Origin of the sequence: Microbacterium sufflavum (assembly GCF_023091155.1) — a bacterium.
GTDB classification, from domain to species: Bacteria; Actinomycetota; Actinomycetes; order Actinomycetales; family Microbacteriaceae; genus Microbacterium; species Microbacterium sufflavum.
This window is the reverse complement of record NZ_JAHWXK010000001.1, coordinates 2,965,059-2,986,045: the sequence shown is the minus strand read 5'-3', so window position 1 is coordinate 2,986,045 and position 20,987 is coordinate 2,965,059. Positions and strand designations below refer to the sequence as shown.

General features: G+C 70.2%; 19 protein-coding genes. 11 read left to right on the top strand and 8 right to left on the bottom strand.

Annotated features, from left to right (window positions below; genetic code table 11):
* Positions 1 to 3: 3 nt before the first annotated feature.
* The 3 genes from sucB to KZC56_RS14405 form a co-directional block, all read right to left on the bottom strand.
* On the bottom strand, positions 4 to 1,779 hold the full coding sequence (gene sucB, locus KZC56_RS14415) for a 2-oxoglutarate dehydrogenase, E2 component, dihydrolipoamide succinyltransferase (protein ID WP_247638836.1): 1,776 nt from the start codon (positions 1,777 to 1,779) through the stop codon (positions 4 to 6).
* Positions 1,780 to 1,845: 66 nt separating this feature from the next.
* Positions 1,846 to 3,219: a dihydrolipoyl dehydrogenase gene (gene lpdA, locus KZC56_RS14410; protein WP_247638835.1), complete on the bottom strand. Its 1,374-nt coding sequence runs from the start codon at positions 3,217 to 3,219 to the stop codon at positions 1,846 to 1,848.
* Between the two features lie 5 nt (positions 3,220 to 3,224).
* Positions 3,225 to 4,700, bottom strand: coding sequence for a leucyl aminopeptidase (locus KZC56_RS14405; protein ID WP_247638834.1), 1,476 nt, complete (start codon positions 4,698 to 4,700; stop codon positions 3,225 to 3,227).
* A gap of 114 nt (positions 4,701 to 4,814) precedes the next feature.
* Here KZC56_RS14405 and KZC56_RS14400 point away from each other — a divergent pair, with 114 nt between their 5' ends.
* The 3 genes from KZC56_RS14400 to KZC56_RS14390 all read left to right on the top strand — a co-directional run bounded on the left by KZC56_RS14400 (position 4,815) and on the right by KZC56_RS14390 (position 7,855).
* Positions 4,815 to 5,756 (top strand): proteasome assembly chaperone family protein, encoded by a 942-nt coding sequence (locus tag KZC56_RS14400; RefSeq protein ID WP_136033007.1) that lies wholly within the window; start codon positions 4,815 to 4,817, stop codon positions 5,754 to 5,756.
* Between the two features lie 168 nt (positions 5,757 to 5,924).
* Positions 5,925 to 7,163, top strand: a complete 1,239-nt coding sequence (locus KZC56_RS14395; RefSeq protein ID WP_136036091.1) for an RNA polymerase sigma factor — start codon at positions 5,925 to 5,927, stop codon at positions 7,161 to 7,163.
* A complete protein-coding gene (locus KZC56_RS14390) occupies positions 7,163 to 7,855 on the top strand; it encodes a coenzyme F420-0:L-glutamate ligase (protein ID WP_205812673.1) in 693 nt (230 codons plus the stop codon). The genes KZC56_RS14395 and KZC56_RS14390 overlap by 1 nt, the downstream gene beginning before the upstream one ends.
* A gap of 57 nt (positions 7,856 to 7,912) precedes the next feature.
* Here the strand turns inward: KZC56_RS14390 and KZC56_RS14385 are convergent, their stop codons facing one another.
* Complete coding sequence (locus tag KZC56_RS14385; protein ID WP_136033014.1) at positions 7,913 to 8,929, bottom strand: sugar-transfer associated ATP-grasp domain-containing protein; 1,017 nt, start codon at positions 8,927 to 8,929, stop codon at positions 7,913 to 7,915.
* 82 nt (positions 8,930 to 9,011) lie between these two features.
* Here KZC56_RS14385 and KZC56_RS14380 point away from each other — a divergent pair, with 82 nt between their 5' ends.
* Positions 9,012 to 9,710 carry an alanine racemase gene (locus KZC56_RS14380; protein WP_240744619.1) on the top strand — a complete coding sequence of 233 codons (699 nt, stop codon included), beginning with the start codon at positions 9,012 to 9,014 and terminating at the stop codon, positions 9,708 to 9,710.
* A complete protein-coding gene (locus KZC56_RS14375) occupies positions 9,707 to 10,747 on the top strand; it encodes an alanine racemase (RefSeq protein ID WP_136033019.1) in 1,041 nt (346 codons plus the stop codon). Before KZC56_RS14380 ends, KZC56_RS14375 begins: the two co-directional genes overlap by 4 nt.
* Before the next feature lie 32 nt (positions 10,748 to 10,779).
* Here the strand turns inward: KZC56_RS14375 and KZC56_RS14370 are convergent, their stop codons facing one another.
* A complete protein-coding gene (locus KZC56_RS14370) occupies positions 10,780 to 10,998 on the bottom strand; it encodes a DUF7455 domain-containing protein (protein WP_136033021.1) in 219 nt (72 codons plus the stop codon).
* A gap of 180 nt (positions 10,999 to 11,178) precedes the next feature.
* Between KZC56_RS14370 and KZC56_RS14365 the strand changes: the two genes are divergently transcribed.
* Positions 11,179 to 13,290: a DNA gyrase/topoisomerase IV subunit B gene (locus tag KZC56_RS14365; RefSeq protein ID WP_372490596.1), complete on the top strand. Its 2,112-nt coding sequence runs from the start codon at positions 11,179 to 11,181 to the stop codon at positions 13,288 to 13,290.
* Between the two features lie 54 nt (positions 13,291 to 13,344).
* Here the strand turns inward: KZC56_RS14365 and KZC56_RS14360 are convergent, their stop codons facing one another.
* The gene (locus KZC56_RS14360; protein WP_247638833.1) at positions 13,345 to 15,786 is read right to left on the bottom strand and encodes a DNA gyrase/topoisomerase IV subunit A; all 2,442 of its coding nucleotides are present in this window, start codon (positions 15,784 to 15,786) and stop codon (positions 13,345 to 13,347) included.
* A gap of 44 nt (positions 15,787 to 15,830) precedes the next feature.
* Between KZC56_RS14360 and KZC56_RS14355 the strand changes: the two genes are divergently transcribed.
* Positions 15,831 to 16,952: an alkaline phosphatase family protein gene (locus tag KZC56_RS14355; RefSeq protein ID WP_247638832.1), complete on the top strand. Its 1,122-nt coding sequence runs from the start codon at positions 15,831 to 15,833 to the stop codon at positions 16,950 to 16,952.
* Between the two features lie 27 nt (positions 16,953 to 16,979).
* On the opposite strand, the gene sepH is transcribed toward KZC56_RS14355, so the two are convergent.
* Positions 16,980 to 18,023, bottom strand: a complete 1,044-nt coding sequence (sepH, locus tag KZC56_RS14350; protein ID WP_247638831.1) for a septation protein SepH — start codon at positions 18,021 to 18,023, stop codon at positions 16,980 to 16,982.
* A 199-nt stretch (positions 18,024 to 18,222) separates the two neighbouring features.
* On the opposite strand from sepH, the gene KZC56_RS14345 reads away from it, so the two are divergent.
* Complete coding sequence (locus tag KZC56_RS14345) at positions 18,223 to 18,516, top strand: DUF4193 domain-containing protein (protein WP_025103572.1); 294 nt, start codon at positions 18,223 to 18,225, stop codon at positions 18,514 to 18,516.
* A 71-nt stretch (positions 18,517 to 18,587) separates the two neighbouring features.
* Here KZC56_RS14345 and KZC56_RS14340 read toward each other — a convergent pair whose 3' ends face one another.
* Positions 18,588 to 19,052 carry a DUF3093 domain-containing protein gene (locus KZC56_RS14340; RefSeq protein WP_247638830.1) on the bottom strand — a complete coding sequence of 155 codons (465 nt, stop codon included), beginning with the start codon at positions 19,050 to 19,052 and terminating at the stop codon, positions 18,588 to 18,590.
* Positions 19,053 to 19,064: 12 nt separating this feature from the next.
* Here KZC56_RS14340 and dut point away from each other — a divergent pair, with 12 nt between their 5' ends.
* Genes dut through KZC56_RS14325 form a run of 3 tightly spaced genes read left to right on the top strand, consistent with a single transcriptional unit; the run spans position 19,065 to position 20,853 of the window.
* A complete protein-coding gene (gene dut / locus KZC56_RS14335; protein ID WP_247638829.1) occupies positions 19,065 to 19,535 on the top strand; it encodes a dUTP diphosphatase in 471 nt (156 codons plus the stop codon).
* Positions 19,532 to 20,119: a DUF3710 domain-containing protein gene (locus tag KZC56_RS14330; protein ID WP_136033035.1), complete on the top strand. Its 588-nt coding sequence runs from the start codon at positions 19,532 to 19,534 to the stop codon at positions 20,117 to 20,119. Before dut ends, KZC56_RS14330 begins: the two co-directional genes overlap by 4 nt.
* Positions 20,116 to 20,853: a DUF3159 domain-containing protein gene (locus KZC56_RS14325; protein WP_136045086.1), complete on the top strand. Its 738-nt coding sequence runs from the start codon at positions 20,116 to 20,118 to the stop codon at positions 20,851 to 20,853. The genes KZC56_RS14330 and KZC56_RS14325 overlap by 4 nt, the downstream gene beginning before the upstream one ends.
* Positions 20,854 to 20,987 lie beyond the last annotated feature (134 nt).

Below are 20,987 nucleotides of genomic sequence, written 5' to 3'. Positions count from 1 at the left end.
CGGTCAGGCGCCCAGCTGCGGGGCGAACTGCGCCGCTTCGAGGCGCGCCTTCACCGCACCGAGGAAGCGCGCCGCGTCGGCACCGTCGATGATGCGGTGATCGTACGACAGAGCGAGGTACACATACGAACGGACCGCGATCGCGTCGGTTCCGCCGACCTTGACGAGACCCGGACGCTTGACGACCGTGCCGGTGCCGAGGATGGCGGACTGCGGAAGGAACACGACGGGCGTGTCGAACAGCGCACCGCGGGAACCGGTGTTGGTCAGCGTGAAGGTCCCGCCGGCCAGCTCGTCCGGCTTCAGCTTGTTGTCGCGCGTGCGGGCCGCGAGGTCGGCGATCTCGTGAGCGATCTGAGCGATGTTCTTCGACGCGGCGTCGCGCAGCACCGGAGTGAGCAGCCCGCGCTCGGTGTCGACCGCGATCGAGACGTTCTCGGTGGCCGGGTAGACGATCTGCTCACCGTCGACCGTCGCGTTCACGATCGGGAAGGCCTGCAGCGCCTCGGCGGCGGCCAGCGCGAAGAACGGCAGGAACGAGAGCTTGTCGCCGGTCTTCTCGAGGAACGAGCCCTTGACGCTGTCGCGGTACTCCGCCAGCGCGGTGACGTCGACCTCCACAACCGTGGTGAGCTGCGCCGTCTGCTGCATGGACTCGACCGCGCGCTTGGCGAGTACCTTGCGCAGACGCGACATCGGCTGGGTCGTACCCCGCAGCGGGGAGACCTCGAGCGGTGCGGGAGCCGGAGCCGCATTCGTGGCGGCCGGAGCCTGCGATGCGGACTCGGCAGCCTTGAGCACATCCTCCTTGCGGATGCGCCCGCCGACACCGGTACCCGTCACGGAAGCGAGATCCACGCCCTGCTGTGCGGCCAGACGGCGCACCAGCGGGGTGACGTAGAGGTTGTCGTTCTCCGTCCGCAGCGAGAGCTTCGGAGCGGGCGCCTCGGTCGCTGCGGGAGCCGGTGCGGCCTGCGCCGGAGCAGGGGCAGCAGGTGCAGGGGCCGCGGCCGGAGCCTGGGGCTGGGCGGGAGCCGCCTGCGGTGCGGCCGGAGCCTCAGCGGGTGCCGGGGAGGCGGGCGCCTCGGGCGCGGCCTGCGGCGCGGCAGGTGCCTCGGTGGCGGCAGGCTGGGCAGCGCCGGAACCGACGCGGGCCAGGACGGCGCCGACCGCGATGGTCTCGTCCTCGGCCGCGACGATCTCCTGGAGCACGCCGGCGACGGGCGAGGGGATCTCCGTGTCGACCTTGTCCGTCGAGATCTCCAGAAGAGCCTCGTCGACCTCGACCGAGTCACCGACCTGCTTGAGCCAGCGGGTGACCGTTCCCTCGGTGACGCTCTCGCCGAGCTCGGGAAGCACGATGTCGGTGGCGTCACCGGACGGCGCAGCCTCGGCGGCGGGAGCGGGAGCCTCGGCCGCAGGAGCCTCGGCCGGAGCCGGCGCTTCAGCAGGAGTCTCGGTCGCGGCAGGGGCCTCGGCAGGGGCGGCCTCCGCTTCGGGGGCGGCCGCAGCGGGCGCGTCGCCCGCCGGGGCTGCGGCGCTGCCGTCGCCGATGCGAGCGAGCAGGGCACCGACCTCGACGGTCTCGTCCTCGGCGACGAGGATCTCCTCGATCACGCCGGTGACCGGGGAGGGGATCTCGGTGTCGACCTTGTCGGTCGAGATCTCGAGCAGGCCCTCGTCCGCCTGGACGGTGTCTCCCACCTGCTTGAGCCAGCGGGTGACCGTACCCTCTGTGACGCTCTCACCGAGAGCGGGGAGGACCACGGATGTGCTCATGACTGAGTCTCCTTCAGAAGTTGTATGACGCTTGTCTAGCTTAGTGACTCGGGCACCGGTTGGTGCTCAGAGGGCGTGCAGGGGCTTTCCGGCCAGCGCGAGGAAGGCCTCGCCGAGCGCTTCGCTCTGCGTGGGGTGCGCATGGATGAGCGGAGCGATGTCCTCGGGGTGCGCCTCCCAGGCCACAGCGAGCTGACCCTCGGTGATGAGCTCGCCGACGCGGTCACCGATCAGATGCACGCCGAGCACCGGGCCGTCCTTCTGGCGGACGACCTTGACGAGGCCGCCCGTTCCGATGATCTCGCTCTTGCCATTGCCGGCGAGGTTGTACTCGTAGGACGACACCGCGTCGGCGCCGTGCGCGGCCACGGCCGCCTCCTCGGTCAGCCCGACCGAGGCGACCTCGGGGCTGGAGTACGTGACCTTCGGGATCTGCACGTCGGGGACCGTCGCGGGGGAGAGGCCGGCGATGCGCTCGGCCACCGCGATGCCCTGCTGGAAGCCCCGGTGGGCGAGCTGGAGTCCTGGGACGATGTCGCCGACGGCCCACACCCCGGGAACCCCGGTGCGCAGTTCCTCGTCGACCGTGACGAATCCGCGGTCGAGGACGACGCCCGCCTCCTCGAAGCCCAGATCGGCCGTGGCGGGACCGCGACCGACTGCGACGAGCAGGTAGTCCGCGGTGAGCTCCGTGCCGTTCTCGAGGGTCACGCTGACGGACGTGTCGTCCTGGGTGGCCTGCTGGAACCGCACTCCGAGCGAGTACTTGATGCCGCGGCGCCGGAACGCGCGCTCGAGCCCCTTGCTCATCGCGATGTCCTCGTTCGGCACGAGGTGCGGCAGCGCCTCGACGATCGTGACCTCGACACCGAAGGAGCACCAGACGCTCGCGAACTCCACGCCGATCACACCGCCGCCGAGCACGATGACGCGCTCGGGGATCACATCGAGCGCGAGCGCCTGCTCGCTGGTCAGGATGCGGCCGCCGATGTCGAGCCCGGGAAGCGTGCGGCTGTACGAGCCGGTGGCGAGCACGACGTCCGTCCCGACGTACACGTCGTCGCCGACGCTGACGCTCCGGTCTGCGTTGAGCCGTCCCGTCCCGGTGACCGTGGTGATGCCACGCGCCTTGACGAGGCCCTCGAGCCCCTTGTACTTCTTCGCGACGATGCCCTCGCGGTATGCACGCACGCCCGGCGCGTCGATGCCGTCGAGGGTGGCCGAGATCCCCACCGCTGCGGCGTCGCGCACATGCTCCGCCACCTCCGCCGCGTGCAGCAGCGCTTTGGTCGGGATGCAGCCGCGGTGCAGACAGGTGCCTCCGACCTTGTCCTTCTCGATCAGCGCGACCGACTTGCCGAGTTCGCTGGCGCGCAGCGCGGCCGCGTAGCCGCCGCTGCCACCGCCGAGCACGACGATGTCGAAGGTGTGGGTTGTCATCGGTGTTATGCCTCCGTGTGGGATGCTGCTTCGGCGAAGGCGACGATCGATCGGACCATCGCCCCCGTTGGACCCTTCTCCGTGAAGCCGTACGGCGCACCGGCGTGTTCGCCGGAGCCCGCGATGTCGAGGTGCACCCAGGGGATGCGGGCGGCGTCCTCGGCGTCCGAGACCGGTCCGACGAAGCGTCGCAGGAACAGACCGGCGAACGAGGCGCCGCCCATCCGGTCGCCCATGTTCGCGTTCTGCAGGTCGGCGATCGGCGACTCGAGGGACTCCTCCATGTACGAGGGCAGCGGCATGTGCCAGGCGGGCTCTCCGGTCTGCTCCGCCGCGGCGAGGAACCGCGTCACCGTCTCGTCGTCGCCGAACACGCCCGTGTGCCGGTGTCCGAGGGCGGCGACGATCGCACCGGTCAGCGTCGCGACGTCGATGATGACGTCGGGGTGCTCTCGGCTGGCGGCGACCAGGCCGTCGGCGAGGACCAGGCGCCCTTCGGCGTCGGTGTTCTGCACCTCGACCGTCGTGCCGTCGAGGATGCGGATGACATCACCGGGGCGCAGGGCCCGGCCGGACGGCATGTTGTCGGTGATGCAGAGCCAGGCGGTGACGCGCACCGGGAGCCCGAGCCGGGCGATGGCGCGAAGGGCGGCCAGGGACGTCGCGGCCCCGGCCATGTCGAACTTCATGCCCACCATCGAGGCGGCCGGCTTGAGGGAGAGGCCACCGGTGTCGAACGTGATGCCCTTGCCGACCAGGGCGAGGTGCCGCACGGCGTCTGCGGGGGAGTAGTCGAGGCGGACCAGACGCGGCGGCCGGTCGGACCCCTGCCCGACCCCGAGGATTCCGCCGAAGCCCTGCTCCGCCAGCGCGGCCTCGTCGAAGATGTCGACGGTGACATCGAGCTCGGCGACGCTGTCGGCCGCGCTCTGCGCGAGCTGCGCGGGGCTCTGCCACTCCGCGGGGACGTTCACCAGATCCTTGATCAGCGCGACGGCTTCGCCCAGGGTCTGCGCTCGGGTGATCGTCTCGTCGTCGAGGTCCGCGTGGACGGTGATCCGTTCGGCGCGCGCCTTGCCCTTCTCGGTGTGGTAGCCGTCGAAGCGGTGACCGCCGAGCACGGCCCCCTCGGCGGCGGCGGCGGCGTGGCCGTCGAGGCCGGAGGCGAGCCCGAGCGCGACGTGCGGGAACCCGGTCAGCGAGCGGAGGGCGACACCGGCGGCGCTGCGGATCGCGGCGTCGTCGATGCTCTTCCCGGCACCGACGACGGCGAACGGCAGGGTGGAGACGTCGGGCGCGTACACGCGGGCGAACGATCCGGCGGCACCGGTGAACCCGATGCCTTCGAGGACCTCGGCGAGGCCGGGGTAGGCCTCCAGCGACTCGGCCGAATCCGAGAGATCGGGAACGACGAGCACTGCGGCATCGGCAGCGCTTCCGGGGAACTGATCGGTGGTGTGCGAGAGCACGGGAAGCGTCATGCTCTCCATCCTAGGAGGACCTCTGCGACCGGGCGGCCCCGCGTGCCCCCGCGTGTTCGCTCTCAGCGAGACGGCCCGGGGCCCCTCGTCGGGACCTGCTCGTAGCATGGAGTCATGCCCTTCTCCGGAGAGATCCACGAACGCGTCGCGAACGCGCCGACGGTGCCGCACGGACTGCCCCTCGTCGTGCTCCTGACCGGCTTCACGGATGCCGGGAGCGCGGTGTCCGGACTGATCGACCACCTCCGCGAGTCCACATCTCCGCAGCCGCTCGTGATCTTCGACAACGATGTGCTCCTCGACTACCGGGCCCGCCGTCCGGTGATCTCCTTCGATCAGGACCACCTCACCGAGTTCCGGCCGCCTCGGCTGGAGCTCTCGCTCGCGACGGACGCCCTCGGTCGCCCGTTCCTCCTCCTCGCGGGCTACGAACCGGACTTCGCGTGGAACGCCTTCGCCGAGACCGTGCTCGACCTCGCCGCGGAGTACGAGGCATCCGGACTGCACTGGGTGCATTCGATCGCCATGCCCGTGCCGCATACCCGCCCCATCGGCACGACGGTGAGCGGCAACCGCCGTGACCTCGTGGTCTCGCACTCGGTGTGGCGCCCGCGTACGCAGGTGCCGGCGACCGCGGGGCATCTGCTGGAGTTCCGTTTCGCCGAGCGCGGCGAACGAGTGGTGGGCTTCGTGCTGCTCGTGCCTCACTACCTCGCCGAGACGGAGAACCCCGACGCGGTCAGCGCTGCGGCCGAGAAGCTCATGGCATCCACGGGACTGGTGCTCATGCTCGACGCCGTGCGCGAGCGCCGGGAGGACTACATCGCCAGGGTGGACGAGCAGGTCGCGGCGAACGACGAGCTGCAGCAGATGGTCCACAACCTGGAGCGCCGCTACGACGCCTACATGGCAGGCCGCGACCCCGAGGACGACAGCTACGACGAGGGCGGGTTCAGCGAGCGCGACCTGCCGAGCGCGGACGAGCTGGCGGCGGAGCTCGAGCGCTACCTGGCCACGCGACCGTCGGGCGACGAGGACAAGCCCGGCCGCGGCTGAGCAGGATCGACCCGAACTTCGCCGGATTGCATCCGGAGCGCCACACGTGTGCGATACTAGGAGTCCGACCCGTTGTCAATCGGCGTTTTCGAACTCCGGACTTGACAAGGGTCTTACTAGTGTCCGAAATGTCCCGGGGCCCGTGATCGGCTCCGTGAAAGGCGAAACGTGACTCCTGCCACGACGAAGAACACACGGACGAAGAAGGCCGCCGAAGAACCCACGCCCGACGAGGAGATCGAGGTCGAGAACCTCGACGAGGCAGCGCCCGCCAAGCGCGGTGCCGCCAAGCGCGGCGCGGCGAAGAAGAAGAAGTCGGAGGAGGTCGTCGAGGAAGACGACGCCGCGACCGATTCCGCCGAGGAGAGCGCGGGGGACGACGAGGAGGAGGACGCCAAGCCGGCGTTCACCGAGCCGCTGCCCACCGGCGCGATCGTCATCTCGTCGAACGACGACGAGGACGTCCCCGTCTACTCGACGCAGATCACCGGCGCCACGGCCGACCCCGTCAAGGACTACCTGAAGCAGATCGGAAAGGTCGCGCTGCTGAACGCGGCCGAAGAGGTCGAGCTCGCGATGCGCATCGAGGCGGGTCTGTTCGCCGAGGAGAAGCTGTCCGCGATGACCCCGGCCGAGAAGTCGAGTCAGTTGGGTCTCGACCTCCAGTGGGTCGCCCGCGACGGCCAGCGAGCCAAGAGCCACCTGCTCGGCGCGAACCTGCGGCTCGTCGTCTCGCTCGCCAAGCGGTACACCGGTCGCGGCATGCAGTTCCTCGACCTGATCCAGGAGGGAAACCTCGGTCTGATCCGCGCCGTCGAGAAGTTCGACTACACCAAGGGCTTCAAGTTCTCGACCTATGCGACCTGGTGGATCCGTCAGGCGATCACGCGCGCCATGGCCGACCAGGCCCGCACGATCCGCATCCCCGTGCACATGGTCGAGGTCATCAACAAGCTCGCCCGCGTGCAGCGGCAGATGCTGCAGGACCTGGGTCGTGAGCCCACCCCGGAGGAGCTGAGCCGCGAGCTCGACATGACCCCGGAGAAGGTCGTGGAGGTGCAGAAGTACGGCCGTGAGCCCATCTCCCTGCACACTCCGCTCGGTGAGGACGGCGACAGCGAGTTCGGTGACCTGATCGAGGACACCGAGGCGGTCGTCCCCGCCGATGCCGTGGGCTTCACGATGCTGCAGCGCCAGCTCGAGCAGCTGCTCGACTCGCTCTCGGAGCGGGAGGCGGGCGTGATCCGCATGCGCTTCGGCCTCGGCGACGGTCAGCCCAAGACGCTCGACCAGATCGGTGACACGTTCGGCGTGACGCGTGAGCGGATCCGTCAGATCGAGTCGAAGACGATGGCGAAGCTGCGCCACCCGAGCCGCTCGCAGTCGCTGCGGGACTACCTCGAGTGATGCAGGCGAACGAGGGCAAGGCGCTCGAGACCAGCGTCGACGGCACGAGCTACGCGCGCATCCCGTTGCGCACCCGCGTGGTGATGCCGGACGACGACCTCGACGCGGTCATCACCGAATACGCGAAGGACGCCGTGCAGCCGGGAGACCTGCTGTTCGTCACGGAGAAGATCGTGGCGATCACGCAGGGTCGGTCGTACCGCCTGGACGAGATCACGCCGCGCAAGCTCGCGCTGTTCCTCTCGAAGTACGTCACGCGCACGCCCTACGGCATCGGGCTCGGCATGCCCGAGACCATGGAGATGGCCCTGCGGGAGTGCGGCACGCCGCGTATCCTGTTCGCCGCCGCCGTCTCCGCGGTCACCAAGGCGTTCGGACGAAAGGGTGACTTCTATCGCATCGCCGGGGACAAGGCGCGCGCGATCGATGGCCCCACCAAGCACACGATCCCGCCGTACAACCAGGCCGTGGTGCTCGGCCCGAAGGACCCGGACGGCGTCGCAGCACGGCTCAAGGGCCTGCTCGGTGGGCAGGTGGAGGTCGCGGTGGTGGACATCAACGACCTCGGCGGCAACATCCTCGGATCGACGCTCGACAAGGCCGGCGAAGCCCGGCTGGTGAAGATCCTCGGCGACAATCCGCTCGGCCAGGGACTGGAGTCCACGCCGCTCGGCATCGTCCGCGCGGTCTGATCTGCTGGTTCGACGAGAACGCCCCCGGAGGAATCCGGGGGCGTTCTGTCGTGGTGGTCAGAACCCGATGACCTCGCGGTAGCGCGGCTTGTGGCCGGTGCGGATCCCGGTGACGCTGGGCTTGTTCTCGTACACGCCGGCGCCCCAGTTGCCCTCGACGAGCACGGGACCGTCCGGCGTGACGACGACGTCCCAGCCGACGTACTGCACCTCGGGCACGACCCTGGCCACCCGGTCGATGAAGGCTCGCACCTCGTCCATGAAGGGCAGCTGGAAGTCCGCGATGCGGAAGCCCGAGTCCGGGTGCGTCTCGTGCACGTGGCCGTGCGAGTCGTACCCCGCGCCGACCGCGTGTCCGTTCTCGTCGAGCATCGTGTAGAAGCCCCCGAAGGTCATCTGATCGCTCACGGCGCCCCGCCCGAACTTCTGTGCCATCGCGAGGATGTGCGCCTTCTCGCCGTCGAAGAACGCGGTGATGCGGGTCGTGTTCACGGTGCCAGGGCAGACGGCGGCGAGGTCGTCGTGCTGTCGGATGACCTCTTCGATGAGGAGCTCGCCGCGACTCAGCAGCCCGCGGTGGAAGGCATCCCAGTCGTCGATATCGGCCGCGTGGTACCGGTGCACACCGGTGCCCGCCTGACCGACCGGCTCCTTGGTGACGATGGTCCCCAGGCGTTCCGTGAGCGCGCGCACCTCGGCGGCGTTGCCCTCTTCGACCACCAGCCACTCGCGATGGAGGTGCTCGGAGAACTTCCGGTTGAACTCGATCTTGTCCTGGAAGATCCACCGGAAGTCCGGGTGGTCGTACTTCTGGGAGAGCTGGTTCGACACGGGGTGCGTCATGTAGGTGTCGCGCTCGGCACGGGTGAGCATCGCGAAGTCGTAGTCGATGTAGTCCTGGAACCCCACGTTGTGCCGCGCGGCGGACCACAGCATGTCCACGACGATCGTCGGGACGGGCTTGTGGTGCTGTGCAGAGGCCTCCTTCGCTCGCTCGACGACGGAGCCGACGTCGATGCGACGGGCGCGGCCGAGGAGGTAGCGGATGCGGGGCGCGAGAGAAAGACGAGTCATGGAGCTCCGGGGGTTGGGGATGCCGTCCAGTCTACGGGGGAGTCACACCGGGATCCCGGAACACGAAGCTAGGCTGGATCACGTGTGTGACACGACCTCGAGTGCGCTTCCGCGGGCGCTGATCTCCCGCTCCGCCCTCACCGCCGCAGCGGTTGCGGCCGTCCGCGAGGGGGGAGAGCGAGCAGACCTGCGCCGCGACGCCTGGGGTCACGGGCTGCTCGCCGTGGCCCACGCCGTGACGGTGGCCGGTGCCCGCGAGGTGCGCGTGGACAGCGAGGGCGAGGTGGAGATGCTGCGGCTGGAGGGCATCGCCGGGGTCACCACGGGGGAACCGGACATCGACCCGTCGATCCTCTACGGCCTCCCCGGCAGCAATCATGACGCGACACCGGTCCTGCGGCTGACGGGACGCGTGATGTCGACCAAGCCGCTGCGCGCGGGCGACGCCGTCTCCTACGGCTACACGTTCCGCGCGTCGGGCGACACCACGGTCGCGCTCGTGACCGGAGGGTACGCCCAGGGCATCGTGCGCGCGCTCGGCAACGTCGCCCTGGTCGAGGTGGACGGCATCCTCCGCCCGATCGTCGGCCGCGTGGCCATGGACGTCTGCGTCGTCGATCTGGAGGGCACGGAGGCCCCGGTCGGCGCCGAGGTGACGTACTTCGGTGGCACCGGACCCGCCCGAGACGAGATCGTCCGATGGTCCTCGGCGACGGACATGTCCGCCGCGGAGCTGGTCGCGGTCGCCGGTTCGCATGCCGTGCGGGGGTGGGAGGCATGAGCCGCCCCGAGCTGCGGCTGAGCGCGCGGACGCTCCGCGACAACATCGCGGCGGTCACCTCCCGCCTCGACGGATGCGAGCTCATGCTCGTGCTCAAGGACGACGCCTACGGCCACGGCCTCACCTGGACCGTGGAGACGGCCGTACAGGCGGGGGTGGCGTCGTTCGGAAGCTACGACGTGCGGGGCGGCCTCGACGTGCGAAGGATCGTTGGCCCTGAGGCGAGGGTGTTCGCGTGGGCCACCTCGACGGATGCGGAGATCGACGAGGCGCTGCTCCAGGGGATCGACCTCGGCGTGGGCACTGTGGAGTACCTGCACCGCATCATCGCGCGCGCCGAGGCGCTCGGGGCTGTTGCGCGCGTGCACCTGAAGATCGACACGGGCCTGCACCGCAACGGCGTGCTCCCGGAGGACTGGCCGGGGGCGATCGCGCAGGCTCGGGCTGCAGAGGCTGCCGGACAGCTGTCCCTGGAGGGGATCTGGAGCCACATCGCGGAGGCGAGCGATCGCGAGGACGATGACGCGCAGGCCGTGTTCCTCGATGCGGTCCGCGCCGCCGGGGGGACGGGCCCGACACCGGCCGCCCTTCACCTCACCGCGTCCGCCGCGTCGTGGTGGCGGCCCGAGCTGCGGGGCACCGTCGCCCGCATCGGTGCGTTCTGCTACGGGATCCGCTCCGCGGACGGGCCCGAGCTGGAGGGTGTGCGCCCGGTCGCGCGACTGGTGGCGCCGGTCGCACGCGTGGAGGAGGGCCGCGCGGTGATCGAGGTCGGCGCCTTCGACGGATTGCCATCGACGCTCGTCGGGGCCCGGGTCGGCACGCCGGCCGGAGCACGCGTGCTCGAAAGGATCGAACCGTTCTTCGCGCAGATCGAGGGATGGGCGGGACTGTCCGTCGGGGACGAGGTGACGATTTTCGGTCCCGGAGAGGCGGGCGAGTCCTCGGCCACGACGCTCGCGGAACGGATCGACACGGTCGGAGAGGAGATCCTCACGCGGCTGAGTCCGCGGATCCGTCGCGTGCCGGTGGACTGAGCCGGCGGGTCCGGCTCACTCCACCCGCGCGATCAGACCGTCTCGACGAGGCGAGCGGTCTCGTCGTGCCAGCTGGTGGCGACGCTGCGGAGCTTCTCCTCGTACTTGCGGCCGTGGTGGGCGCAGAACAGGAGCTCGGAGCCGTTGACCTCGGCGGCGATGTAGGCCTGCGCACCGCAGGAGTCGCACCGGTCCATCGCGGTCAGCCGGAACTCGACAGCGGAGGTCTCACGTTCGGTCGTTGCATTCATCTCGGGGCCTCCTCGGGTGTCGGCGTCCTTGTTGGTCGTGCTCAATACAACCACGCCCCGCCTGTGGGCATGCCCGGTTGTCGGCGTGTTTCGCTCAGCGCGTACGGGCCCGCGCCGACTGCCGACGCGTGGGGAGTGTCGGCCGAGTCCACGGCGCCCGCGCGAATAGACTCGGAGATTGTGAATGCCGAGTACTCCGCCCATCATCTCCAGGTGCTCGAAGGACTCGAGGCGGTCCGCAAACGACCGGGCATGTACATCGGCTCGAACGGTTCGCCCGGGCTCATGCACTGCCTGTGGGAGATCATCGACAACTCCGTCGACGAGGCCGTCGCCGGCAACGGGTCGCGCATCGACATCATCCTGCACGAGGACGGCAGCGTCGAGGTGCACGACCGAGGCCGCGGCATCCCGGTCGACGTCGAACCGCGCACCGGGCTGTCCGGCGTCGAGGTCGTCTACACCAAGCTGCACGCCGGCGGGAAGTTCGGCGGCGGCTCGTACGCCGCGTCCGGTGGACTGCACGGCGTCGGTGCCTCGGTGGTCAACGCCCTCTCCGAGCGTCTCGACGTCGAGGTCGATCGCGGCGGCAAGACCTATGCGATGTCGTTCCACCGCGGCGAGCCTGGCGTGTTCCGCGACTCCGGCGAGAAGCGGCCCGACGCGCCGTTCACGCCGTTCGAGGAGAAGAGCGAGCTGCGGGTCATCGGCAAGGCGCCGCGCGGCGTCACCGGCACGCGCGTGCGCTACTGGGCCGACCGGCAGATCTTCACGAAGGACGCCGCGTTCCAGCTGGCGGAGCTGGAGACGCGTGCGCGACAGACGGCGTTCCTGGTCCCGGGCCTCGAGATCGTGGTGCGCGACGAGCGCGCCGGTACGGCGCCCGTCGGCGACGACGGCGCTCCCGCCGGGCCGATCGAGACGTCGTACCTGTACGAGGGCGGCATCTCCGAGTTCGTCGACTACCTCGCCATCGACCCGCCGGTGACGGACACGTGGCGCATCCAGGGCGAGGGCACGTTCCGCGAGACGGTGCCCGTGCTGCAGGCGGACGGCCACATGGTCGCGACCGAGGTGGAGCGCGTCTGCGAAGTGGATGTCGCGCTGCGCTGGGGCACGGGCTACGACACCCGCATCCGCTCGTTCGTCAACATCATCTCCACGCCCAAGGGCGGCACGCACCAGCAGGGCTTCGAGCAGGAGCTGCTGAAGGTTCTCCGCGCGCAGGTCGAGCAGAACGCCCGCCGGCTGAAGGTCGGCAACGACAAGCTGGAGAAGGACGACGTGCTGGCCGGGCTCACGGCCGTGCTCACCGTCAACGTGCCCGAACCGCAGTTCGAGGGCCAGACCAAGGAGGTGCTCGGCACGCCGGCGGTGCGGCAGATCGTCGCCCAGGTCATGCGCAAGGAGCTCCTGCAGCGCTTCACGTCGACGAAGCGCGACGACAAGAGCCAGGCCACGCAGCTGCTCGACAAGATCGTGTCCGAGATGAAGGCCAGGGTGTCCGCGCGGGCGCACAAGGAGACACAGCGCCGCAAGAACGCGCTGGAGTCGTCCACGCTCCCCACGAAGCTCGTCGACTGCCGCACCAACGACGTCGAACGCAGCGAGCTGTTCATCGTGGAGGGCGACTCCGCTCTCGGCACGGCGAAGAACGCGCGCAACAGCGAGTTCCAGGCACTCCTGCCCATCCGCGGCAAGATCCTCAACGTGCAGAAGGCCTCGGTCGGGGACATGCTCTCCAATGCGGAGTGCGCGTCGATTATCCAGGTGATCGGAGCGGGCTCGGGTCGCACGTTCGACATCGAGGCGGCGCGCTACGGGAAGATCATCCTGATGAGCGACGCCGACGTCGACGGCGCCCACATCCGCACCCTGCTGCTCACGCTGTTCTTCCGGTACATGCGACCACTGATCGAGCACGGCCGCGTGTTCGCCGCCGTTCCTCCGCTGCACCGCATCATCGTGATCAACCCGGGGTCCAAGCCGAACGAGACGATCTACACGTACACCGAGCAGGAGATGCACGCGCTGCTGGCGAAGCTCCGCAAGGCGGGCAAGCGGTGGCACGAGCCGATCCAGCGCTACAAGGGTCTCGGGGAGATGGACGCCGAGCAGCTGGCGAACACGACCATGGACCGCTCCGGGCGTCTGCTCCGTCGCGTCCGTATGGAGGACGCGGAGGCCGCCGGTCGCGTGTTCGAGCTGCTGATGGGCAACGAGGTCGCTCCGCGGCGCGAGTTCATCATCGACTCGGCCGACCGGCTGTCGCGCGAGTCCATCGACGCCTGACACGCAGCGGGGAGCCCGAAGCCCGGGCACCCCGCTCGACGGCTCTTCGCGCGCTCAGACGATCGTGCGCCCGATGCTGCCGATCACGCCGTCGATGGGCTGACCGGAGGCATCGCGTCGGGCGCCGGACTCCGGGAGCTTGCGGACGGCACCCGTCGGGTCGACCGCGAGCGGCGGGTTGGGACCGACCCACGCGACCGTCAGCCGGTCCTCGCCCTTCAGGAAGGCGTGGGCGCGCACCCCGCCGGTCGCTCGTCCCTTGGCGGGGTACTCCGCGAACGACGAGACCTTCGCGCGTCCTGGATCGGTTCCGGGCAGGATGCTCTCGGCACCCGACACGGTCGCCACGACCGCGTCGACCCCCGGTGCGACCACCCCGAAGAACAGCACCGTGGCGCCGGCCCCGAGCTTGATGCCGGCCATACCTCCGGCGGCAGCGCCCTGCGGTCGCACGCTCGCGGCAGCGAAGCGGAGCAGCTGCGCATCGGAGGTGAGGAACACGAGCTCGGCGTCGTCGGGGGACTCCGCCGCCCCCACGACCGTGTCGCCGGGCTTGAGGCCGATCACCTCGAGCTCCGGGCGGACGGGGAGTGCCGACGGCACGATGCGCTTCACGACGCCCTGCGCGGTGCCCAGGGCGATCGGCGTGTCGCTGTCGAAGCGTACGAACCCGAGGATGCGCTCGCCCTTCGTGGTGATGCCGAGGTAGTCGCGCAGCGGGGCGCCGGCCGCCAGCTGGACCGAGCTCGCCGGAACCGACGGAAGGTCGACGGGGGAGAAGCGCACGACCCGTCCGCTGCTCGTGAGCGCACCGAGCTCGGCGCGCACCGTGGTCTCGACCGTGGCGAGGATGGCGTCGTGTTTGCTCCGGCGGGTGGGGGCCGTGAGCTCCTGGCCGTCGCCCAGGTCGACCCGGACGGCACGACCGGTGGTGGACAGCACGAGCGTGGTGGGCGCGTCGGCGATCTGCAGGTCGGCGGCCCCCTTGGCGGCGCGGGGCTTCGGCGGAGCCGCGTTGAGCAGCAGCGTGCGTCGCGGGGTCCCGTATGCCTCGGCCACGGCGTCGAGCTCGCGGGCGACGGCGGCGCGGAGCAGCGCGGGGCTGCCGAGCAGCTCTCGCAGGTCCGCGATCTCGGCGAGCAGCGCGTCGCGCTCGGTCTCCAGCTCGATGCGGGAGAACTTGGTCAGGCGCCGCAGCCGCAGCTCGAGGATGTACTCGGCCTGCGGCTCGCTGAGATCGAAGACCGAGCGCAGGCGGGTGCGCGCCTGTTCCGAGTCGTCGGAGGAGCGGATGACCTGGATGACCTCGTCGATGTCGAGGATCGCGATGAGGAGGCCCTCGACGAGGTGGAGACGTTCCTCGCGCCGGGCGAGGCGGTAGCGGCTGCGGCGGGTGATGACCTCGATGCGATGCCCGACGTAGACGCTCAGCATCTCCTTGAGGCCGAGGGTTCGCGGCTGCCCGTCCACCAGGGCGACGTTGTTGATGCTGAACGAGTCTTCCAGCGGTGTCAGCCGATACAGCTGTTCCAGGACCGCGTTCGGATCGAACCCGGTCTTCACGCCGATGGCCACGCGCAGTCCGTGGTTGCGGTCGGTGAGGTCGGTGACGTCGCTGATGCCCTGCAGCTTCTTGGCCTGGACGGCGTCCCGGATCTTCTCGATCAGTCGCTCGGGGCCGACCATATAGGGCAGCTCGGAGACGATGATGCCCGTGCGGCGGGGGCCGAGCGGCTCGATCGATGTCTTGCCGCGGACCTTCAGGGCGCCGCGGCCGGTGGTGTACGCGTCCTTCACGCCTTCGAGGCCCATCAGGATGCCGCCCGAGGGGAAGTCGGGGCCGGGCACGTACTCCATCAGCTCTTCCGTCGTGGCGTCCGGGTGCTCGAGGAGATGCACGGCTGCGGCCACGACCTCGATGAGGTTGTGCGGGGCCATGTTCGTCGCCATGCCGACGGCGATGCCGCTGGCGCCGTTGACCAGCAGGTTCGGGAAGGCCGCGGGCAGCACGGCGGGCTGCTGGAATTGGCCGTCGTAGTTGGGGATGAAGTCGACGACGTCCTCGTCGAGGTTCTCCGTGAGGGAGAGTGCGGCGGCCGCGAGTCGTGCCTCGGTGTACCGGGCGGCCGCCGGGCCGTCGTCGAGTGAGCCGAAGTTGCCATGCCCGTCGACGAGCGGCACGCGCAGCGCCCACTCCTGGGCGAGCCGCACGAGCGCGTCGTAGATGGCGGAGTCGCCGTGGGGGTGCAGCTTTCCCATCACCTCGCCGACGACGCGCGCGCTCTTGACGTGACCGCGGTCGGGGCGCAGACCCATCTCGGCCATCTGGAACAGGATGCGGCGCTGCACCGGCTTGAGCCCGTCCCGCGCGTCCGGAAGGGCGCGGGAGTAGATGACGGAGTACGCGTATTCGAGGAAGGAGCCCTGCATCTCGTGAGAGAGATCGATGTCCTGGATGCGTTCGTCGACGGGCTCGGACGGCGGGGTTTTCGGCATGGACTTCCTGGGGGCGTACGGGAGCCTGTGTCAGACTGGCTCGGATGTCCCTCATGCTACCGTCCGCCTCGCCCAGCGCCCGGAGCGTCGTCGGGGTGGCGGGCGACCTGAGCGCCGCTCTCCGCGGCGAGTCGGAGCTGCTCCCGCGCACGGAGTCGGTCGTGCTGGTGGTCGTCGACGGACTGGGCGCCCTCAGCCTCCGCGGGCACTCCGGTCACGCGCGCACGCTCAGTGGGGCGATGACGAAGCGGGATGTCGCGCACAGCGTGTTCCCGTCGACGACGGCTGCCGCGCTGACCAGCATCGTGACGGGTGTCTGGCCCGGCGAGCACGGGCTGGTGGGGTACCGCGTCCTCGACCGCGAGCGTGACGTGCTCGTGAACCAGCTCAGCGGGTGGGAGAGCGACGGGCTCGACCCGCTCGCGTGGCAGCCGGTGCCGACCGTCTTCGAGCGGGAGGCTGCCGCGGGCCGCGAGACGTTCGCCGTGGGGCTCGCCGCGTACGCCACGAGCGGGTTCACGCGCGCGACGCTGCGCGGCGCGACCTTCGTCCCCGCGCTGACCCCGGAGGATCGGGTCGAGGCGGCCTTCGCTCTCGCCCACGACCATCCGGGCTCCTTCGTCTACTGCTATCTGCCCGAGGTCGACAAGGCGGGGCACCGCTACGGGATCGCCTCCGCGGAGTGGGTCGCGGCGCTGGAGCGCATCGATGCCGCCCTGAGCGTTCGTGTGCCTCCGGGCGTCGGCGTCCTGGTGACCTCCGACCACGGCATGGTCGATGTCCCCGCCCATCGGCAGGCGGTCCTCGACGAATCGCACCTGCGCGGGGTGCGGCACCTGGGCGGCGAGCCGCGCATGCTGCACGTGTACCTGGAGCCGGCCGCCGACGTGAGCGCGGTGCTCTCCCGGCTGCGCACCGACCTGGAGGGCGCCGCCGATGTCGTGACGCGCGACGACGCCATCAGGGCCGGCCTGTTCGGTCCCGCGGTGACGGAGGCCGCGGCTGCCCGGGTGGGGGACGTGCTCGTGATCGCGCGCGGGTCCTGGGCGGTGTACGACGGCACCGCAGCGGATCAGCGCAATCGCGGCATGATCGGACAGCACGGTGCCATGACCGATGAGGAGACGCGGGTGCCGCTCATCCGTCTCGGTGCCTTCGCACGGTGACGCCGACGCCACCGCGGAGAGCGCGACTCACTCGTCGGTGCGCGCTCCGAAGACGATCTCGTCCCACGACGGCATGGCGTTGCGACGACGACGACGGCCGCCGCTCTCCGCCGGTTCGGCGGGGCTGCGCGGCGAGTCCGGTTCCGTCGTCTCCGGCTCGCTGACATCGTCGAAGGCCTCGAAGAGAGAGATCGGGCTCGACTCCTCGCGGCTCTCCTCGTGCTCCTCGAGCAGCGGTGACGTCTCGCGCTGACCCCGACGCCGTCGCAGGGCTTCCAGCAGGTCGGCGGTCTCGGCGCTCGGGGCGCTGGAGTCGGGGGCGCGGTTGATCGCCGCGTCCTGGACGGCGGGGGCGGAGCGCTCCGGCAGCGACGGCTCTTCGACCTCCCCCTCCGGGGTGGGCACGAGGCGCGGTCCGAAGGCACCGGAGTCGAAACGGCTGTCGTCCTTGTACGGCGACGTCGTCCGGTCGGCTTCCACCGCGCGGAGCCGGGGGATCAGTCCCTCGGGGAGCGAGCCCTGGCGGGAGAGCTGAGTGGCGTCGGCGTTGAGGGGCGAGAGCGCGCTGCGCCGGGGGTCGAAGCTCCACCGGGCGTCGTGATCGACGTCGTTGGCTGTGAACTCGAGCTTCACGATCCAGCCGGTGTCCTCCTTCCAGCTCGCCCAGCGCTCGGACGTCGCCGCGACCTCTGCGAGCTTGGCGCGCACGGCCGCGCCGAACGTCGGCTGGGCGTCCGGTTCGACCTCGCTGCCGATGAGCACGGGCACGGCGAGAGCCTGGCCGATGATGTGCTCGCGCTCGGCGAGCACCGGCCCCTCGAAGCGGACCACGTCGTCGACCGCGATACCGAGCAGCTCGGCGACCTCGGGTGCGGTGAGACCGGCGCGGATCTGCGCCTGGATGTCGCGCGGGCTCGCGGCGAGCTTCTGGGCGGTCGGTTCGGCCTGTCGGGTGGCGCGGCGGATCTCCCGCTGCAGCACGTCGTCGATGGGCAGCGCGAAGCGTTCGCCCGACTCGGTCGCGAGCACGAGGACTCCTGCTTCAGTGCCGACGATGGTGACGTTTTCCATGCGAATGCCCCTCTGATGGGTGTGCGTTCATGGTGTCACGGGGGAGGGGGCGGAACAGGGAATATCGCGGGCGTGCCGTGAGTTTGCCCTGTCGCATGCGGAGGCATTTGCGAAATGCCCCACCGTCATGCAAACTATGGCCGCCGATTACCCGACGGCACACCCGCCCACTCGCACCATGAAAGTGGAGATTCACCGCATGGCAACCGATTACGACGCTCCCCGAAAGAGTGAAGACGACTCCGAGTCGATCGAAGCCCTGAAGGAGCGTGTGCCGGACAAGCTGTCCGGCACGACGGGGGACGAGGACTCCGACAACCCCTCGAACTTCGACCTGCCGGGCGCGGACCTCTCCGACCTCGAGCTCGACGTCGTCGTGCTGCCCGCGCAGCAGGACGAGTTCACGTGCATGAGCTGCTTCCTCGTGAAGCATCGTTCGCAGCTCGACCACGAGGGACCCGACGGCCCCATCTGCAAGGAGTGCGCTGCCTGAGCAGTCCTCCGAGCGACGCATGACGCGCCCCCGGCCATCCGGTCAGGGGCGCGCTGTCGTTGGCGGGTGGCTCAGCCTTTCGCGGCGCGGATCGCCGCAGCGAGGCGGTCGGGGGTGCGGGTCGAGATGGTCCACGCCACGACCGGATCCGCGTCGTCGAGGTTGGGCACCACGACCAGGCCGTCGATACCGCCGCGGATGAGGTGCCACCCGCGGGCGGGGATTCCGGGTCCTCTGGCGTGACGTGCGTCTGCTCCATCGAGCGCGAGCGGTTCGCCGAGGTGGGTCACGTCGATGTGCGCGCGACCGGCGCGGAGCACGCCGTCCTCGACCGAGACGACCGGGGCAAGACCGATGACCGCGAGGACGAGCGCGGCGGAGACCAGCGCGCCGAGGACGAGGGCGACCGTCGATCCGACCGGGACGAAGATGAGCGAGACCATCGGTCCGGCGAGAGCGACGGTGACGAGGAGCCAGAGGCTCGGTGCGAGCCGCTCCCGGTAGCGGGGACGTGCGGCGGTGGCGGGGTTCTGCATTAGCCTCATGGGGTGACCGATTCCGTTGATGTCCCCATTATCGCCGCAGTGGTCCCCGGCTATGCGCACCCGGGTGACGCGGGCGCCGATCTGGTCGCCGCGGAGGCCGTGCACCTGGAGCCGGGGGAGCGGGCTCTCGTCCCGACCGGCGTGCGCATCGCCCTCCCGGACGGCTACGCGGCCTTCGTCGTTCCGCGCAGTGGTCTCGCGGCGAAGCACGGGATCTCCATCGTCAATGCACCGGGCACCGTCGACGCCGGCTACCGGGGTGAGATCAAGGTGAGCCTGATCAACACGGACATCCACAGCGCGTACGATGTGGCCGTCGGCGATCGCATCGCCCAGCTCGTCGTGATGCCCGTGACCCGCGCCCGGTTCCTGCCGGTCGAGGAGCTCCCGGACAGCGTCAGGGGCGACGGGGGATTCGGATCGACCGGCTACCAGGCACAGGCCACCGCGAACGAAGCAGGACAGGCGAGATGAGCGACAACAACGCGACCCCCTCCAAGTCGGCGCCGGAGAACCGCGCCACGGAGGGTCCTTTCGACGACTCCGAGGCGAACCCGGTCCGCCCGTACATCGACCTCGGCGGGATCAAGATCCTTCCGCGCGAGGGCCTGAACCTGCGCCTCGAGGTCGAGGAGCAGTCCAAGCGCATCGTCGCCGTCGGTCTCGACTACGCGGAGTCCTCGTTGCAGGTGCAGCCGTTCGCGGCGCCCCGATCGGGCGGCCTGTGGGACGAGACCCGCGTGCAGCTGCGTGATCAGGTGAAGGCGCAGGGCGGACGGGTCGAGGAGCGGGAGGGCCCGCTGGGCAAGGAGCTGCTCGCCGAGGTCCCGGCCACGGCGGCCGAGGGCTCCGGCCTGCGTCTGGCACGCTTCATCGGCATCGACGGCCCGCGGTGGTTCCTGCGCGGTGTGATCGGCGGGGCGGCGGCGTCCGATCCCGAGGCGGCCGCGAAGGTGGAGGACCTGTTCCGTTCCATCGTCGTCGTGCGTGGCGGCGCCCCCATGCCCCCGCGTGACCTCATCCCCCTGAAGATGCCGGCGACCCCGGGCTCGGCGTGAGCTCCCCGGTTCCCGAGGAGCCGGAGCGCCCGCAGACCGCGTCGGAGATCCTGGGTGCCGCGCTGGGGGGAGCGGCCAGGAAGGCGGGCCTCGATCCCGCGCAGAGCGCGAGCACGCACACGGTCGTGTGGTCGGCGATGGGCGGCTGGCGCGGCATTGTCGAATCGGTGCTCCCGAGCCTCGCGTTCGTCATCCTCTTCACCCTCCGCCCGCAGCCGCTGATCCTTCCGCTCGGCGTCTCCGTCGGGCTTGCCGCGATCTTCACGATCGTGCGCCTGGTGCAGAAGTCGCCACCGTCCGCGGCGCTCGGCGGCCTGATCGCCGCGGTCGCCGCCGCAGGACTGGCGCTCTGGACCGGGCGCGGCGAGGACAACTTCGTCCCCGGGCTCATCACCAACGCCGTGTACGGGTCGGCCATCCTCGTGTCGGCGCTCATCGGGTGGTCGGTCATCGGTCTGGCCGCCGGCTTCCTCATGGGCGAGGGCACCGCGTGGCGGACGGACCGCCGCAAGCGTCGCGCCTTCTTCTGGCTCGGCATCGCGTGGGCGGCCCTCTTCTTCGCGCGACTGGCCGTGCAGTTCCCCCTGTATCTCGCGGGCGACGTGACGGCGCTCGGAACGCTCAAGCTGGTGATGGGACTGCCGTTGTTCGCGCCGCTCATCGCGGTCACCTGGCTGGTGGTCCGTGCGCTCTATCCCCGCGCGCCTTCGCGCGAGGATGCCGCCGCGGCGTGATAGATTTATCTCGACATCAAGATAAATCGCAGGCTTTCGCCCACGCGTCGCGGGGAGCAGACTGGTTAGGTCCGCCTTCCTAGCCGCCGGGGTGCGCGGGCGAGCAAGATGGAGGCGCCTGTCGCTCCCATCCG